The following is a 13485-nucleotide window of genomic DNA, read 5'->3' as shown; positions in this document are numbered from 1 at the left end:
CTTTGTGGGGACGAAGATCGTGGATATTTCCAGTGCACCGGAACCGGACGCCGGCATTTACCGACGCCTCAGCACGCTTGCAGAAATCGACACGGTTGCCGACGCCTGGCGGGCCCTTGAAAGCCGGTGCGAAGACCGGCTGACCTATTTTCAGAGTTTCGATTGGTGCCGCGGCTGGGTCGCGGCTTTTGCCGGTGGTGGTTCCGCGTTCGAATTCCGGATCGAAACTGTCTGGCGCAACGGCAGTCTCGTCGCAGTCTGGCCTCTGATGATCCAGACCGTCAGCGGCATAAGGGTGTTGGAAAACCTCGGCGCACCTCACTCGCAATACTGCAATCTCCTGTGCGACGACGCCCATCTTGCCGGATTGCTGATGGGCAAGTTGCTCACCCGTATCGAGATGATGCCCGATTGTGATGTCGCGGTCTTTCACCCCGTTCCGCATCAATCCTCGCTGGGTCTCCTGCTTCGCTCACAGCCGACGATCCGAGGCTACGGCGGAAGCAGCGCCGTGCTCGATCTCACGCAGTTTGCCGATTCGGACGCATACCGCTCGCACGGCGGCAAATTGAAGAAGCGCAATCGCAACCGTCGGCGCAACCACCTGGCGCGGCTCGGCGAACTCACCTTCGAGATGATCTGGCCCTCCGATCAAAGGTTTGCCGAATACGTTCGCGACTGTGCGGCGATGAAGCGGGTCTGGCTCCGCGAGACCGGGAGAAGCAGCAGCGGTTTTTCCTTCGATGGCCTGGACGATTTCCTGGCGAGCCTGACGGGTGATGCCGCGTTGCTAGAGGGTGCGTGCCTTTCGATCCTGCGGGCCGGCGATGTCACGGTGGCGATGGAGCTCGGCTTCGTGCGGGCAGGGCACTACTACGCCTATCTTGGCAGCTTCGACTGGAGCCTGCGGCATCTCTCCGCCGGCAAGGTGCAAATGGAAATGACAGTCTGCTGGCTGATCGACAACGGGATCAAGACCTACGATCTTCTCGGCGGCGATGGCGCCTACAAACAATCCTGGGCAAACCAGAAACTGGTGCTGAACGGCTATAGCCTGCCATTCTCGTGGAAAGGGCGCCTCTACGCGCAGGCTTGGCTGCCGGTCATCCGTCCATTCGCCAAGCGGGTATATTTCACGATACCGGAAAGCTGGCGCCGCTTCGTCAGCGGCATTCAGGGCGTCGGACTTCTCGTTCTCGGCATCTGAGGGTCACTCTTCCGTGTCACGATAGGCGGCTTCGGCCATCTGCAGCGATGCCTGCTGCTGCGGAGGCTGCTGGCCGGCATCGAGGAAATCGAGAGACAGGCTGGTCGCAAGCGTCATCGCCCCGGTGACCGTCGGATCGGTCGCACTCTGATCACGCGCAGAAGCGCGTTCGGCGACACGTTTGGCCTCACCAATTCTCGCTTTGACGGACAGTTGCGGCGGCGTTCGTAACGTCTCTATGGCGAGCGCTGCCATGCTTGCCGAAATTGTCGTCAACTGAACCATAGCAACCGCCTTCAACCCATTCGGCACATATGTAATATGCGTCGAGTTTGCCGCGATTTAACCGAAATCCCGGCATTTTAACGGTAGGCACGATTTAGGACTTTTCTGGATATCTCGATGATCAATATCATACTTGTCGCACTGGGCGGCGCATTCGGTTCCGTCGCCCGCTACCTCGTGGGCGTCTGGACGCTGCGCCGGTTCGGGCCGAACTTTCCCTGGGGAACGCTGACCGTCAACATCGTCGGCTGTTTCGCAATCGGTTTGCTAAGCGAGGTGATTGCCCGGCGCCTCAACGCCTCGCCTGAGATGCGTCTCCTGCTGGTGACTGGATTTCTCGGCGGCTTCACGACATTCTCGGCCTTTTCGCTGGATGTCATCTCGCTCTTCGAGCGCGGCGCGACGGTAGCGGGGGCAAGTTATGTGATCGCAAGCGTTGGTGTGTCGCTGTGTGCGGTCTTTGCTGGGCTGGCGCTCGGGCGGGCAATGCTCTAAAGGGCAGGACTGATCACAGATAAGATGAAAGAGCTTTGATGGCAGGCATCGAGCATATCCGCGTCGAGGCGGACGAGGCAGGCATGCGCCTCGACCGTTGGTTCAAGATCCATTTCCCGGGTCTCGGCTTCGGCCCTCTACAGAAACTACTGCGCTCCGGACAGGTGCGCATCGACGGTGGCCGTGTAAAAAGCGACACCCGTGTTGAGCCCGGCCAGATGGTCCGCATTCCCCCGATGGATACCGACGCGAAGAACAGCGGGCCGATCGCGGGCAAGGATCTGAAGCACGCCGGCGACTACGAGCTTTTGCAGCGGATGATGCTGCATGAAGACGACAAGGTCTTCGTACTGAACAAGCCCGCGGGTCTGGCTGTGCAGGGCGGATCCGGCGTGACCCGCCATATCGACCAGATGATGGATGCCTTCACCAACAAGAGAGGCGAAAAACCGCGTCTCGTCCACCGGATCGACCGCGACACATCAGGTGTCCTCGTGGTTGCCCGCACACGCGGTGCGGCGCAGAAGCTGACCGCGGCATTCCGCGAACGCGATACCAAGAAGACCTACTGGGCGCTGGTCAAGGGCGTGCCGCGCAAGCGCGAAGACAAGATTTCCAACTGGCTCGTCAAGGAACAGACGCCCGACGGCGACCGCATGCGGATCGCCAGGCATGGTGAGGAGGGCGCCGATCACGCGGTCTCTTATTACCGCGTTTTGGAAACCGCAGCGCAGACAATGGCGTGGCTGGAGATGGAGCCCTATACCGGCCGTACGCACCAGCTGCGTGTCCATGCGCTGCATCTCGGTCACCAGATCATCGGCGATCCGAAATATTTCGACGACGATCACAACTGGCCGTTCCCGGGCGGCATCCAGAAAAAGCTGCATCTGCACGCGCGCCACATCGACATCCCGCATCCGGATGGCGGTCGTCTGCGGGTCACGGCTCCGCTGCCGCCGCACATGGTGCAGTCCTGGAACCTTCTGGGCTTCGACATGGAGAACGGTCGGCGGGAGGACCAGGAATGAAGCTTGTCCTGTTCGACTGCGACGGCACGCTGGTCGACAGCGCCGAACTGATCCACGAGACAATGCTGCGCACCTTCCGCCACTTCGGCAAGGCGGAACCCACATTGGCGCAGACCAAGTCGATCATCGGACTGACGCTCGACATCGCGATCGCCCGCATCGACGGCAAGCCGCATGCCGATGAAGAAGCCGTCGAGATGATGGCCTACTACAAGTCGCTCTTTTCCGTGGTGCGCCAGGATCTCGATTTTCGCGAGCCTTTGTTCGATGGCATAAAGGACCTGATCGAGACGATCGGACCGCGAGACGACCTGTTGATCGGCGCTGTCACCGGCAAATCCCGTCGCGGCCTCGACATGATCATGAACACGCACGGCTATGCAGACCATTTCGTCGTCAGCCGCACGGCAGATGATTGCCCGTCCAAACCACATCCGGCGATGGTCACCGAATGCTGCGACGCGACGGGCGTGTCGCCCGGAGACACTCTTGTCATTGGCGATGCGATCTACGACATGCAGATGGCAAAGGCGGCCGGTGCAACGGCAATCGGTGTTTCCTGGGGATACGCCTCGGTTGGCGAGCTTCAGAAGGCCGGAGCCGACCACATCGTCCATCATCCAAGCGAATTGCTGCCGTTGATCGGCTGAGGGTTTTCCATGCGCGACATACTATCCGACCCGAACGCCGGTTTGAGCCACGAAGACCCGACCCGGCGGGCACAGATCCAGATGCACAAGCCTCTGCCGAAGCGCTTCTACAAGGAAGTCTCGGTTGAGGCGGGCGAGGGTGACTTTGCTATCCTTCTCGACGGGCGGCCGGTGAAGACACCCGCCAAGAACGCCTTGAGAATGCCGACCACACGGGTTGCCGAACTCGTCCGTGACGAATGGGCATCGCAGGTGGATGTGATCGATCCGCGCACGATGCCGGTGACACGGCTCGTCAACACCGCGATCGACGGCATTGCCGCCGACCCGCAGGCCGTGTTCGAGGACATCCTTCGCTTCTCGTCGAGCGACATGCTGTGCTACCGCGCAGAAACACCTGCAAACCTTACGCTTCGGCAGGCCGAGCAGTGGGATCCGGTCCTGGACTGGGCCGCCAACGCGATCGGCGCTCGCTTCGAGGTGATCGAGGGCGTCATGCCCAAGGAGCAGCCTAAGGAAGCGATCGCCGCCCTTTCCGGGGTGTTGCGCAAATATGCGTCCCCGATCGAGCTTGCGTCTCTCCACACGGTGACATCGCTGACGGGCTCCGCAATCCTGGCGATTGCTTTCGCCGAAGGCGAACTCTCCGTCGATGACACATGGCGGCTTGCGCATCTGGAGGAAGACTGGGCAATCGAGCATTGGGGATCCGATGCCGAGGCCGAACATCGCCGCGCAAAGCGGTTCGAAGAGATGCAGGCCGCTGCTGCGGTTTTTGACGCAACCACAGGGCGGATTTAATCCTTCTCTAACCCTGTTGGGGGAAGATCGGTACAGTCTGCGTATCGAGTTTTCCCATGCGTTCCGGTGTCCTGCGCCTAGCCCTGATCTTGACCCTGACGCCATCGCTGATGGCGTTTCGCATGCCGTTGGAAGATGGTGTGCGCGACAAGCTTCTCTACGACGTCAGGGGAGCTTTCGTGACGGCACGGCCCGACGTGCCACAGGGCCTCGTCATTGCCACCGACATGCTGATCGATGAGGCTGTCCGCTCGACCATGCGGCCGAGCATGCTGCCGCGAACCATCATCTCCGTTCGCATCGACCGCGCAGCGCCCGTTCCCGTCGTCTTCGGCCGGCGGCTGGAGGCGAGGGTCACGGTTCAGGCCGTCTCAGTCTCGACAGGTGAACCGGTCGCGACGGGCTCCTTCGAAACGTCGGTCTTCCTCTTCGGCAACAAGGATGCCGATGCAGCTCTTGCCAGAAAGATCGCCGACCGGGTGGCAAGCGAGTTCCGTCTGCGCAGCGGACATTCCGCAACCATCACATCTGCCCTGTTCGAGCCCTGATTCTCGACGAAATGCATTTGATTTCCGCAGGCAAACCGAGCTTAACTCGTTTGCTGCCGCGCAGCCGCGGCAATGCTACGAGAGGGATTTGACATGCAGTTTTTTAATAGTCTGGGACAATACCGTCCGCAGGCGCTCGCCGTGCTGCGGATCATTGCAGCCCTGCTCTTCATCGAGCACGGCACTATGAAGTTGTTCGGTTTTCCGGCACCGATGGGCGACGGTGCTTTGCCGCCGCTTCTGCTGATTGCAGCGCTGCTTGAAGTGGTCGGCGGCGCCTTGCTGGTTGTCGGCTTCATGACCCGCCCGGTCGCGTTTCTCCTGTCCGGCCAGATGGCCGTCGCCTATTTCATGGCGCATGCCAGCAAGGGCTTCTGGCCGGCGCTGAACGGCGGCGAAGGCGCCATCCTGTTCTGCTTCATTTTCCTGTATCTCGTCTTCTCCGGCCCCGGTGCCTGGGCAGTCGACAAGAATTGAGATTTTACGCCCGCGAGCGATTGCGCGCGGGCGTCCTGATTCTCGAACGGGAGACTAGGCCAGACGCTCGGCGTGCCAGCGCAGATGGTCGTCCATGAATGTCGAGATGAAGAAGTAGGAATGGTCGTAGCGCTCATGCATCCTGAGCGTCAGAGCAATGTCCTTGCCCTCGATTGCCTGTTCGAACAGCCATGGCCGCAGGCCGCTATCGAGGAAGTTGTCGGCGTTGCCTTGATCGATCAGGAATTCCGGAAAATGCGCCCCGTCCTTCACCAGCGCGCAGGCGTCGTATGGCCGCCACGTTGACCGATCGGCACCGAGATATTTTTCGAGTGCCGGCGCAGACCAGTCGGCGGTTGTCGGCTCGACTATGGGCGCAAAGGCCGAGCAGCTCTTGAACCGGTCGGGGTTTTTGAGAGCAATCGTCATGGCGCCGTGACCCCCCATGGAGTGGCCGAAAATTCCCTGACGGCTCATGTCGACGCGGAATTGTTCGCCGATGAGGGCGGGCAGTTCCTGCGTGATGTAGGTGTACATCTGGTAGTTCTCGGCCCAGGGCTGCTGAGTCGCATCGAGATAAAATCCGGCACCCTTGCCCATCTGCCAGTTGGTCGCCTCATCCGCGACGTCGTCTCCGCGCGGGCTTGTGTCGGGGCAGACGATGACGAGACCGAGCTCTGCAGCCAGCCGGCGATACTCGCCCTTGTCCATCACGTTCTGATGGGTGCAGGTGAGACCCGACAGATACCAGAGAACCGGGCACGGCTGCGACACCGCCTGCGGCGGCACGAACACGGCAAAGGTCATATCGCATTTGCAGGCATCCGACGGATGCGAATAGACGCCCTGCATGCCGCCAAATGCGGTGTTCTGTGAGATGATCTTCATCGGTCATGTTCCTCGATGTTGGGACTTCAGCCGGCCAGCGAAACGACGGCATTGACCGCAGCGGCTACCAGCACCGTGTTGAAAAAGAAAGACACGACCGAGTGGAGGAGATTGATCCTGCGCATGTCGGTCGCCGTGATCGCGACATCGGACGTCTGGGCGGTCATGCCGATGATATAGCCGAAATAGAGAAACTCCCAGCCGCCCGGGCGATCGGTTCCCGGAAAGTCGAGACCGCCAACCGGGCCCTCGACCTTGTCGTCGCCGGGGCGCCAGTAGAGGTGGGCGTAGTGTAGGGCAAACATCATGTGCAGCGAAAACCAGCCGAGAATGACGGCGGTAAAGCCGACCATCACATCCAACGCACCTGACGTCTGCTTGTCGTTCATCGCTTCAAACAGCGTCACCAACGAAATCGCCGCCGCTGCAAGCGTGACGGCCAGGATAAGCGGTGCCGGTTCGTCGGTGTTCTGGCCGCTTTTCTCGAAGTGGTCGGCGTCCAGATGCGGGATTCGGAATGCCATGAATCCAAGATAGACGACGAAAAAGACGATCGCCGTCAGCGGTGCGGCAAGCTCCGGCAGCTGCCAGATCAGCACAGGCAACGCGACGACTGCGACGATCGCCGACACGAAGAAGGGCCCATGCCGGCGGCGGCGCCAGTGCCACAGCGATGCCTTGCCCTGTTGTGTCGACATCCGCCCTCCCGTACCGCCTTGATAGCGCGGTCTAGCCGTTTGATTTGGCGCGCCGGCAGAGCCTGTCCAGCGTCTCCAGGAATTTGGATCGGTCGCGTGGCGAGAAGGCTGCGTTATAGCCTTTGCTTTCGCCCGTCTCGCGCAGATGCTGGCCAAGATCGCGCATGGCGCTCGCCATGCCGATATTGGTCTCGTCGAACACGCGCCCGGTCGGTCCCGTGACAAAGGCACCGGCGGCCACACAACGCACGGCAAGCGGCACGTCGGCCGTAATGACGATGTCGGCAGGGCCGGCGCGCTCGGCAATCCAGTCGTCGGCGGCGTCGAAACCGGCCGAGACGATGACGTTCTTCACCATCGGATCGCGGGACGGACGCAAGCCGGAATTGGCAACAAACGTCACCTCAAACGCGTGACGCTCCGCGACTTTAAGGACTTCCGCCTTCACGGGGCAGGCATCAGCATCGACATAGATCAAGGCTTTGCCCTCAGCATGTCCACATGCGGAATACCGTCCTCCAGATATTCCTCTGATATCGGCGAGAAGCCGAACGAGGCGTAGAATTTCTGAAGATGCGCCTGCGCGGAAATCTCGATCGTTTCTCCGGGATAGGCCTGTTCGCAGACGGTGATCGCTTCGCGCATCAGCGCTTCGCCGAGCCGCTTGCCCCGATGATACGGCGAGACGGCAACGCGGCCGATGCGCGGATTGTCTGAGGGCTCCGGCCGCCAGATGCGGGCGCAGGCCAGCAGATCGCGGCCGTCGAGAAGACGCAGATGCAGACAGGCCGGATCGTTGCCGTCGAGTTCCGGATAGGGGCAATTCTGCTCGACAACGAACACGTCCACGCGCATCTTCAGCATGGCATAGAGATCGAGTGCGGAGAACTCTTCGAGCCTCCGAACATCGGTCGTGTAGGACGGCAGGGTGGTCAATAGACCACCACGCCACGGATGCTTTCGCCCGAATGCATCAGCTCGAAACCCTTGTTGATGTCTTCGAGCGGCATTGTGTGGGTGATCATCGGATCGATCTGGATCTTGCCTTCCATGTACCAGTCGACGATCTTCGGCACGTCGGTGCGTCCACGGGCGCCGCCGAAGGCCGTGCCCATCCAGTTGCGGCCGGTGACCAGCTGGAACGGACGGGTCGAGATCTCCTGACCGGCTCCGGCAACGCCGATGATGACCGACTTGCCCCAGCCGCGATGCGACGATTCGAGCGCCTGGCGCATGACCTTGGTATTGCCGGTGCAATCGAACGTGTAGTCGGCGCCGCCGATCAGGTCGCCGTTGCGCTTGGTCATGTTGACGAGATAGGGCACGATGTCTTCGCCGACCTCTTTCGGGTTGACGAAATGTGTCATGCCGAACTTCTCGCCCCATTCCTTGCGGTCGGGATTGATGTCGACGCCGATGATCATGTCGGCACCGGCAAGCCTCAGGCCCTGAAGGACGTTAAGGCCGATGCCGCCTAGACCGAAGACGATCGCGGTCGAACCGATTTCAACCTTGGCCGTATTGATGACGGCGCCGATGCCCGTCGTGACGCCGCAGCCGATGTAGCAGATCTTGTCGAAGGGCGCGTCGGGATTGACCTTGGCAACCGCGATCTCCGGCAGAACCGTGAAGTTCGAGAACGTCGAACAACCCATGTAATGGTGGATCTTGTCCTTGCCGATCGAGAACCGGCTGGTGCCGTCGGGCATAACGCCCTGGCCCTGCGTGGTGCGGATCGAGGTGCAGAGGTTGGTCTTGCGCGACGTGCAGGAATAGCATTCGCGGCATTCCGGCGTGTAGAGCGGAATGACGTGATCGCCCTTCTTGACCGAGGTGACACCCGGTCCGACATCGACGACGATGCCGGCGCCCTCATGGCCGAGAATGGCAGGGAAGAGGCCTTCCGGATCCGCACCCGACAGGGTGAAATCGTCGGTGTGGCAGATGCCGGTCGCCTTTATCTCGATCAGCACTTCGCCGGCGCGAGGGCCTTCCAGCTGTACGATCATCACTTCGAGCGGTTTGCCAGCCTGAACGGCTACGGCGGCGCGGACATCCATGGTGTCACTCCATTCTATCTATAAGATTCTGCCGGGACTTTTGCACGGCAAGTGGTTCGGGCTCAAGCCGGAAGACGGTATGAATAGTCGCAATCGGGTGATCGGTCAGGGCTCGATGATCGGCGCCTGCGGAGATGCGCTGCGCGGCACCAGGCCTGTCAGCCGCACATCATCGACGACTTCGACCATCATCTTGAAGGGTTTGAAGCCGGAGCGCTGGTAAAATGGCAGAGCGTGAGACGAATCAAGGTGGCAGGTGTGAACCCACAAGCGCGAGATCGGGCGCGACCACGCCTTTTCGATAGCAGCATTCATCAGGAACCGGCCGGCCCCCTTGCCGATCGTACCGGCGGCAAGACCGAAATAGCCGATCTCACATTCGCCTTCCTTGCGAAAATCGAGTTCCAGAAGCCCAACCGCGCGATCGCCATCCATCAGGGCATGAACTTCGATCAGTGGGTCTTGAAGGATAGCGGAAAGCTCGCTGTCATCCATGATGAGGCGCGAGGTCCACATCCAGTGTTCGCCGACTGATCTGTAGAGCGCGCGATAATCCGCGATCGACGGCGACGGCCAGTGTTCGACGGTGAGCGATCCTGCAGGAGGATTGGAACCGGGTTCCGGTCGTTCCTGCATCTCCAGACAGGTCACCACGGTCGCGATCATTCCCGGCGGAACATTGGAATATCCGCTGAGAAGCATGAGATTGTCAGGGGACATCGGGTCTTGGCTCATGAGGTCTTTTCACGATGTTTGATGGTTGTTGTCAACGACGGTCACGCAGGTACGAGCTGTTTCGACTGCGCATGTTCGCGCCAGATGATGAACAGGCCCGAGGCCACGATGACGAGGATGCCGAACCATTTCGATGCCGTCGGAAAGTCACCAAACAGCGCATAGCCAAGCACGGTCGCCGATATGATCTCGAAATACTGAAAGGGTGCGAGCAGCGACAGGGGTGCCATCCTGAACGCCTTGACCACGAGGAGGTGCATGTATCCCGAGATCGAACCCAGGACGACCAGCAGCAGCAACCCGAGCGCGGAAGCGGGCAGGGACGGCTCGAAGTCGGTCACGCCGAAACCGCTTCCGGCCGTCATCGCGAGGCCCATGAAGACGGTGCCGCCGAGGCCTGCAATGGTTTGCATCACCAGCGGCGAATCACCCTCACCAATGGCGCGATTGAGAAACAGATAGAGCGTGAAGAGAAAGGCGCAGGCGACCGGCAGAAGCGCCGTCCACCCGAATATCGAATAGCTCGGCTGGATCACGATCATCGCACCGCCGAATCCGACGACGATGGCAAGCCAGCGCCGCCAGCCGACCCTCTCTCCGAGAAAGATGGCCGACATCATCGTCAGCATGAAGGGTTCAACGAAGTAGATCGCGAACACATCGGCAAGCGGCATATATTTGACGGCGGCAAAAAACATCAGGCTTGCCGACGCATGCAACGTGCCGCGCAACAGGTTCATCCACGGGCGGTTCGCATGGATGAGCGACCGGGCGGTAAGCAGTGCCAGCGGCAGCAGGCTCAGGAACTGGAACAGGAACCGATAGAAGGTGACCTGTCCGGGCGACATGTGCTCGAAATTCGCCATGTATTTGGCGATGGCATCCATGACCGGCAGAATGGCCATGCACGAGGCCATGATCGCCATGCCCTTGAGCGGGTTTTCGGAAGTCTTTGGGGGCATTGGCCTGCGCTTTCAATTGAACCTGAGTTCAAACACAGGCTGACCTTGTCGGCAAGCCGCAGGTGCGGGCACATCAGCAACGCTTGGCGCTGCAAGCACCGGAAAGCATATCGGATGCTGAGATACAGAGGTCGCGGTATGTTAGGCCGCGAGTTCCGTGGTCTCACCGTGTTCGATGAGAAGGCGCGGGGAGGTCATGTCGCCGGTCTCTTCGTCCACCATTACCGAATAGGCAGCGACACCGATGACGCGCACCGACATGGCCGTCGCGATCTTCTCGGCGGAGGCCGCGTTCGAGGCCTGGCGCATTTCACCGGGGACGATGTGGCCGCGGTTCTTCTTGAATTGGAGAACGATGAATTTTTCTGCGGTTGCCATGTTACGCTCCTGTGTTGTTCTGTTTATGTTCCAGAGGGAGCAAGAAGTCAATTCGTTTGTGAAGATGTGAATTGGGTGACATGACGAGGCTTGAAACGTCGCTTGACGCCAGAAACGAAAAAACCCGGCCGAAGCCGGGTTCTTTTGGTGCGGTCGAGAAGACTCGAACTTCCACGGGTTGCCCCACAGCGACCTCAACGCTGCGCGTCTACCAATTCCGCCACGACCGCATCCGTGGTAGAGCCGAATTGCTCCGGCGAGCGAGCATGTAGCAAAAGGATTTGGGGTGCACAAGTGCGTCGTGACAGATTTTTGAAGGATTTAAACGGGTTGGGGATAACCTTATATAAAGTCCCGGAAAACAGGGCTCTTGCCGCCCTTGTTCGCTTTTGACAGAAGACTGGCCATGCTGACACGCACCGATCTCAATCTCTCCATGCTGCCGCAAGCCGACTGTCCGCCCGTAAGATGGCGGGTTTCGGACGAACTCGTGCCTTACGACGTGGCGATCGCCACGATGGAGGCGGAGGTTGCAGCCATTGCCGACGGCCATGCCGACGAACTCGTCTGGCTGCTGGAGCATCCGCCGCTTTATACTGCAGGAACCAGTGCACAGACCGCCGATCTCATCGAGCCGGATCGGTTTCCCGTATTTGCGACGGGTCGCGGCGGAGAATACACCTATCATGGCCCGGGCCAGCGCGTTGCCTATGTTATGCTGGACCTGAAGCGCCGGCGTCAGGACGTTCGAGCCTATGTGGCGGGCCTCGAGGAGCTGGTCATCCAGACGCTCGACATGATGAACGTTCGCGGCGAGCGGCGCGAGGATCGTGTTGGCGTATGGGTGAAGCGGCCTGACAAGCCCACCATGTTCGACGGGTCGGTGACCGAGGACAAGATTGCCGCACTGGGTATTCGCCTGCGCCGCTGGGTGAGCTTTCACGGTCTGTCGCTCAACGTCGAGCCCGACCTGTCGCATTTCTCCGGCATCGTGCCTTGCGGTATAACTGGATATGGTGTGACCAGCCTGGTGGATCTCGGCCTGCCGGTCATGATGACGGATGTCGATATCCGGCTTCGTGAGGCTTTCGAGCAGATCTTCGGCCCGACAGTGAACGAACGAGAACAGGTCACCTCACGGTGACCTGTGCAATCGTCTGATGGTTGGAAGCGACGGTCATAACAACCGGCGTGCGAGCCTCAGTCCTCGTCGGGCATACGTCCATCGACGCCGCCAGCGCGCAGGTTGTTGACGACGGATTTCACGCCGGAAATGCTTTTTACCTTGGCAGCGATGATGCGCACGGCAGATGCCTCGTCGACCAGGCCTTCGAGCGTGACCTCTCCGTCATCGACATGCACGTCGATGGCATCCATCATGGCGATATCGAGCGATTCGATCGCGTCCGTGATGCGCTCTTCAAGATCGTCTGATTCTTCGACCCCGATCGTTGCGGGCGTATCGCTGTCGACAAGCCGTTCCTGCTGCCCGTCGGCCTCGATGCCTTCGACCTGGTAGCCTTCGTTACGATCGCTTTCGAAGTTCGCAGCAGGCTCGCCATAGGCGGCGTTGCCGACCGGACGCGCACCGGCACCGGCTGCATCGTCATAAGGCCAGCCTTCGTCGATGTTGCGGTCGTCGTAATCGCGGAAATCTTCTTCGCGGGAAATATCGTCGGGCTTGCGGGGGGCGGGCATTGTGGTTCCTTCCGTAAGGTTCGTCAGTCGGTAGAGGGTTGCCTCGATAACCGTCAGGAACAGCCTTGGTTCCTCTACCGACCTTTTTCCCACTTGCGGACCAACCGGTCGCGTTTCAACCTCGATAGACGCTTCAGCCAGAAGACGCCGTCCAGCTGGTCGATCTCATGTTGCATGCAGACGGAGTAAAAGCCCGTGGCGTCCTCTTCTGCGTGCGTCCCGTCCAGGCGCTGATAGCGGAACCGGATCATGGCGGGACGCTCGACCTCTTCGGTCGCACCTGGCATGGATACGCTTCCCTCGGTGTAGCGCATGGGCTGTTCACCGAACGAAAGGATTACCGGGTTGGCATAAAAGCGCGGACCGTCTTTCGCCGACAGTTCGAGCACGACAAGCCGGATGTGAACCCCGACATGCGCGGCGGTGATTCCGACGCCCCGTGCAGCCCGCATGGTGGCGAGCAGATCCTGCGCGAACGTCTCGAGTGCTGCGTCGAACACGGTAATCGGTTGACACGGCTTTGACAGGCCGGGATCCGGATATCGCAATATCGTCAGGGGTGCCATTCGTTA

The 13485-nt window shown here is 60.3% G+C and carries 19 protein-coding genes and 1 tRNA gene; 8 read left to right on the top strand and 12 right to left on the bottom strand.

Translation table 11 applies throughout. From position 1 onward, the window contains the following. Positions 1–19 precede the first annotated feature (19 nt). Complete coding sequence (locus G6K99_RS23305) at positions 20–1207, top strand: GNAT family N-acetyltransferase (RefSeq protein WP_174196680.1); 1188 nt, start codon at positions 20–22, stop codon at positions 1205–1207. Positions 1208–1210: 3 nt separating this feature from the next. Here the strand turns inward: G6K99_RS23305 and G6K99_RS12390 are convergent, their stop codons facing one another. Further along, a complete protein-coding gene (locus G6K99_RS12390) occupies positions 1211–1492 on the bottom strand; it encodes a hypothetical protein (RefSeq protein WP_062580651.1) in 282 nt (93 codons plus the stop codon). Positions 1493–1609: 117 nt separating this feature from the next. Between G6K99_RS12390 and crcB the strand changes: the two genes are divergently transcribed. The 6 genes from crcB to G6K99_RS12360 all read left to right on the top strand — a co-directional run bounded on the left by crcB (position 1610) and on the right by G6K99_RS12360 (position 5494). Next, complete coding sequence (crcB, locus tag G6K99_RS12385) at positions 1610–1987, top strand: fluoride efflux transporter CrcB (RefSeq protein WP_062457064.1); 378 nt, start codon at positions 1610–1612, stop codon at positions 1985–1987. A 38-nt stretch (positions 1988–2025) separates the two neighbouring features. Next, positions 2026–3018, top strand: coding sequence for an RluA family pseudouridine synthase (locus G6K99_RS12380; RefSeq protein ID WP_062457061.1), 993 nt, complete (start codon positions 2026–2028; stop codon positions 3016–3018). Continuing rightward, the gene (locus G6K99_RS12375) at positions 3015–3668 is read left to right on the top strand and encodes an HAD-IA family hydrolase (protein ID WP_174196679.1); all 654 of its coding nucleotides are present in this window, start codon (positions 3015–3017) and stop codon (positions 3666–3668) included. Before G6K99_RS12380 ends, G6K99_RS12375 begins: the two co-directional genes overlap by 4 nt. A 9-nt stretch (positions 3669–3677) precedes the next feature. Beyond that, positions 3678–4469, top strand: a complete 792-nt coding sequence (locus G6K99_RS12370; RefSeq protein ID WP_174196678.1) for an ATP12 family chaperone protein — start codon at positions 3678–3680, stop codon at positions 4467–4469. 56 nt (positions 4470–4525) lie between these two features. Further along, positions 4526–5017: a hypothetical protein gene (locus G6K99_RS12365; RefSeq protein ID WP_062457054.1), complete on the top strand. Its 492-nt coding sequence runs from the start codon at positions 4526–4528 to the stop codon at positions 5015–5017. A gap of 93 nt (positions 5018–5110) precedes the next feature. Beyond that, on the top strand, positions 5111–5494 hold the full coding sequence (locus tag G6K99_RS12360) for a DoxX family protein (RefSeq protein ID WP_062457045.1): 384 nt from the start codon (positions 5111–5113) through the stop codon (positions 5492–5494). Between the two features lie 54 nt (positions 5495–5548). Here G6K99_RS12360 and fghA read toward each other — a convergent pair whose 3' ends face one another. From fghA to G6K99_RS12315, 9 genes are all read right to left on the bottom strand, one after another. Next, positions 5549–6382, bottom strand: a complete 834-nt coding sequence (fghA, locus tag G6K99_RS12355) for an S-formylglutathione hydrolase (protein ID WP_062457042.1) — start codon at positions 6380–6382, stop codon at positions 5549–5551. A 26-nt stretch (positions 6383–6408) separates the two neighbouring features. Then, positions 6409–7080 carry a DUF1345 domain-containing protein gene (locus G6K99_RS12350; RefSeq protein ID WP_174196677.1) on the bottom strand — a complete coding sequence of 224 codons (672 nt, stop codon included), beginning with the start codon at positions 7078–7080 and terminating at the stop codon, positions 6409–6411. Between the two features lie 31 nt (positions 7081–7111). Then, positions 7112–7558: a YaiI/YqxD family protein gene (locus tag G6K99_RS12345; protein ID WP_174196676.1), complete on the bottom strand. Its 447-nt coding sequence runs from the start codon at positions 7556–7558 to the stop codon at positions 7112–7114. Continuing rightward, complete coding sequence (locus tag G6K99_RS12340; protein ID WP_244631436.1) at positions 7555–8016, bottom strand: GNAT family N-acetyltransferase; 462 nt, start codon at positions 8014–8016, stop codon at positions 7555–7557. The genes G6K99_RS12345 and G6K99_RS12340 overlap by 4 nt, the downstream gene beginning before the upstream one ends. Next, the gene (locus tag G6K99_RS12335; protein ID WP_174196675.1) at positions 8013–9140 is read right to left on the bottom strand and encodes an S-(hydroxymethyl)glutathione dehydrogenase/class III alcohol dehydrogenase; all 1128 of its coding nucleotides are present in this window, start codon (positions 9138–9140) and stop codon (positions 8013–8015) included. Before G6K99_RS12335 ends, G6K99_RS12340 begins: the two co-directional genes overlap by 4 nt. Positions 9141–9245: 105 nt before the next feature. Beyond that, entirely contained in the window at positions 9246–9875 is a 630-nt protein-coding gene (locus G6K99_RS12330; RefSeq protein WP_244631435.1) for a GNAT family N-acetyltransferase, read from the bottom strand. Between the two features lie 41 nt (positions 9876–9916). Beyond that, complete coding sequence (locus G6K99_RS12325; RefSeq protein ID WP_174196674.1) at positions 9917–10837, bottom strand: DMT family transporter; 921 nt, start codon at positions 10835–10837, stop codon at positions 9917–9919. Positions 10838–10978: 141 nt separating this feature from the next. Beyond that, on the bottom strand, positions 10979–11215 hold the full coding sequence (locus G6K99_RS12320) for a hypothetical protein (RefSeq protein ID WP_062457020.1): 237 nt from the start codon (positions 11213–11215) through the stop codon (positions 10979–10981). A 145-nt stretch (positions 11216–11360) separates the two neighbouring features. Continuing rightward, positions 11361–11445: transfer RNA gene (locus G6K99_RS12315), tRNA-Leu, on the bottom strand. Between the two features lie 176 nt (positions 11446–11621). On the opposite strand from G6K99_RS12315, the gene lipB reads away from it, so the two are divergent. Next, complete coding sequence (gene lipB / locus G6K99_RS12310; RefSeq protein ID WP_113110830.1) at positions 11622–12359, top strand: lipoyl(octanoyl) transferase LipB; 738 nt, start codon at positions 11622–11624, stop codon at positions 12357–12359. 56 nt (positions 12360–12415) lie between these two features. On the opposite strand, the gene G6K99_RS12305 is transcribed toward lipB, so the two are convergent. Further along, positions 12416–12913 (bottom strand): BON domain-containing protein, encoded by a 498-nt coding sequence (locus G6K99_RS12305; RefSeq protein WP_174196673.1) that lies wholly within the window; start codon positions 12911–12913, stop codon positions 12416–12418. 74 nt (positions 12914–12987) lie between these two features. Next, positions 12988–13479: a peptide deformylase gene (locus G6K99_RS12300; RefSeq protein ID WP_174196672.1), complete on the bottom strand. Its 492-nt coding sequence runs from the start codon at positions 13477–13479 to the stop codon at positions 12988–12990. Between the last annotated feature and the right edge of the window lie 6 nt (positions 13480–13485).

The sequence above is a fragment of the Neorhizobium sp. AL 9.2.2 genome, from assembly GCF_013317225.1.
Taxonomy (GTDB): domain Bacteria; phylum Pseudomonadota; class Alphaproteobacteria; order Rhizobiales; family Rhizobiaceae; genus Neorhizobium; species Neorhizobium soli.
The sequence above is the reverse complement of the archived record's forward strand: the minus strand, read 5'-3'. Positions and strand labels throughout refer to the sequence as shown.

Excerpts from the sequence above, each read along its gene's own strand:
- G6K99_RS12390 (WP_062580651.1), bottom strand. The coding sequence starts at position 1,492 with ATGGTTCAGTTGACGACAATTTCGGCAAGCATGGCAGCGCTCGCCATA.
- crcB (WP_062457064.1), top strand. The coding sequence starts at position 1,610 with ATGATCAATATCATACTTGTCGCACTGGGCGGCGCATTCGGTTCCGTC.
- G6K99_RS12380 (WP_062457061.1), top strand. The coding sequence starts at position 2,026 with ATGGCAGGCATCGAGCATATCCGCGTCGAGGCGGACGAGGCAGGCATG.
- G6K99_RS12375 (WP_174196679.1), top strand. The coding sequence starts at position 3,015 with ATGAAGCTTGTCCTGTTCGACTGCGACGGCACGCTGGTCGACAGCGCC.
- G6K99_RS12370 (WP_174196678.1), top strand. The coding sequence starts at position 3,678 with ATGCGCGACATACTATCCGACCCGAACGCCGGTTTGAGCCACGAAGAC.
- G6K99_RS12365 (WP_062457054.1), top strand. The coding sequence starts at position 4,526 with ATGCGTTCCGGTGTCCTGCGCCTAGCCCTGATCTTGACCCTGACGCCA.
- G6K99_RS12360 (WP_062457045.1), top strand. The coding sequence starts at position 5,111 with ATGCAGTTTTTTAATAGTCTGGGACAATACCGTCCGCAGGCGCTCGCC.
- fghA (WP_062457042.1), bottom strand. The coding sequence starts at position 6,382 with ATGAAGATCATCTCACAGAACACCGCATTTGGCGGCATGCAGGGCGTC.
- G6K99_RS12350 (WP_174196677.1), bottom strand. The coding sequence starts at position 7,080 with ATGTCGACACAACAGGGCAAGGCATCGCTGTGGCACTGGCGCCGCCGC.
- G6K99_RS12335 (WP_174196675.1), bottom strand. The coding sequence starts at position 9,140 with ATGGATGTCCGCGCCGCCGTAGCCGTTCAGGCTGGCAAACCGCTCGAA.
- G6K99_RS12330 (WP_244631435.1), bottom strand. The coding sequence starts at position 9,875 with ATGAGCCAAGACCCGATGTCCCCTGACAATCTCATGCTTCTCAGCGGA.
- G6K99_RS12325 (WP_174196674.1), bottom strand. The coding sequence starts at position 10,837 with ATGCCCCCAAAGACTTCCGAAAACCCGCTCAAGGGCATGGCGATCATG.
- G6K99_RS12320 (WP_062457020.1), bottom strand. The coding sequence starts at position 11,215 with ATGGCAACCGCAGAAAAATTCATCGTTCTCCAATTCAAGAAGAACCGC.
- lipB (WP_113110830.1), top strand. The coding sequence starts at position 11,622 with ATGCTGACACGCACCGATCTCAATCTCTCCATGCTGCCGCAAGCCGAC.
- G6K99_RS12305 (WP_174196673.1), bottom strand. The coding sequence starts at position 12,913 with ATGCCCGCCCCCCGCAAGCCCGACGATATTTCCCGCGAAGAAGATTTC.
- G6K99_RS12300 (WP_174196672.1), bottom strand. The coding sequence starts at position 13,479 with ATGGCACCCCTGACGATATTGCGATATCCGGATCCCGGCCTGTCAAAG.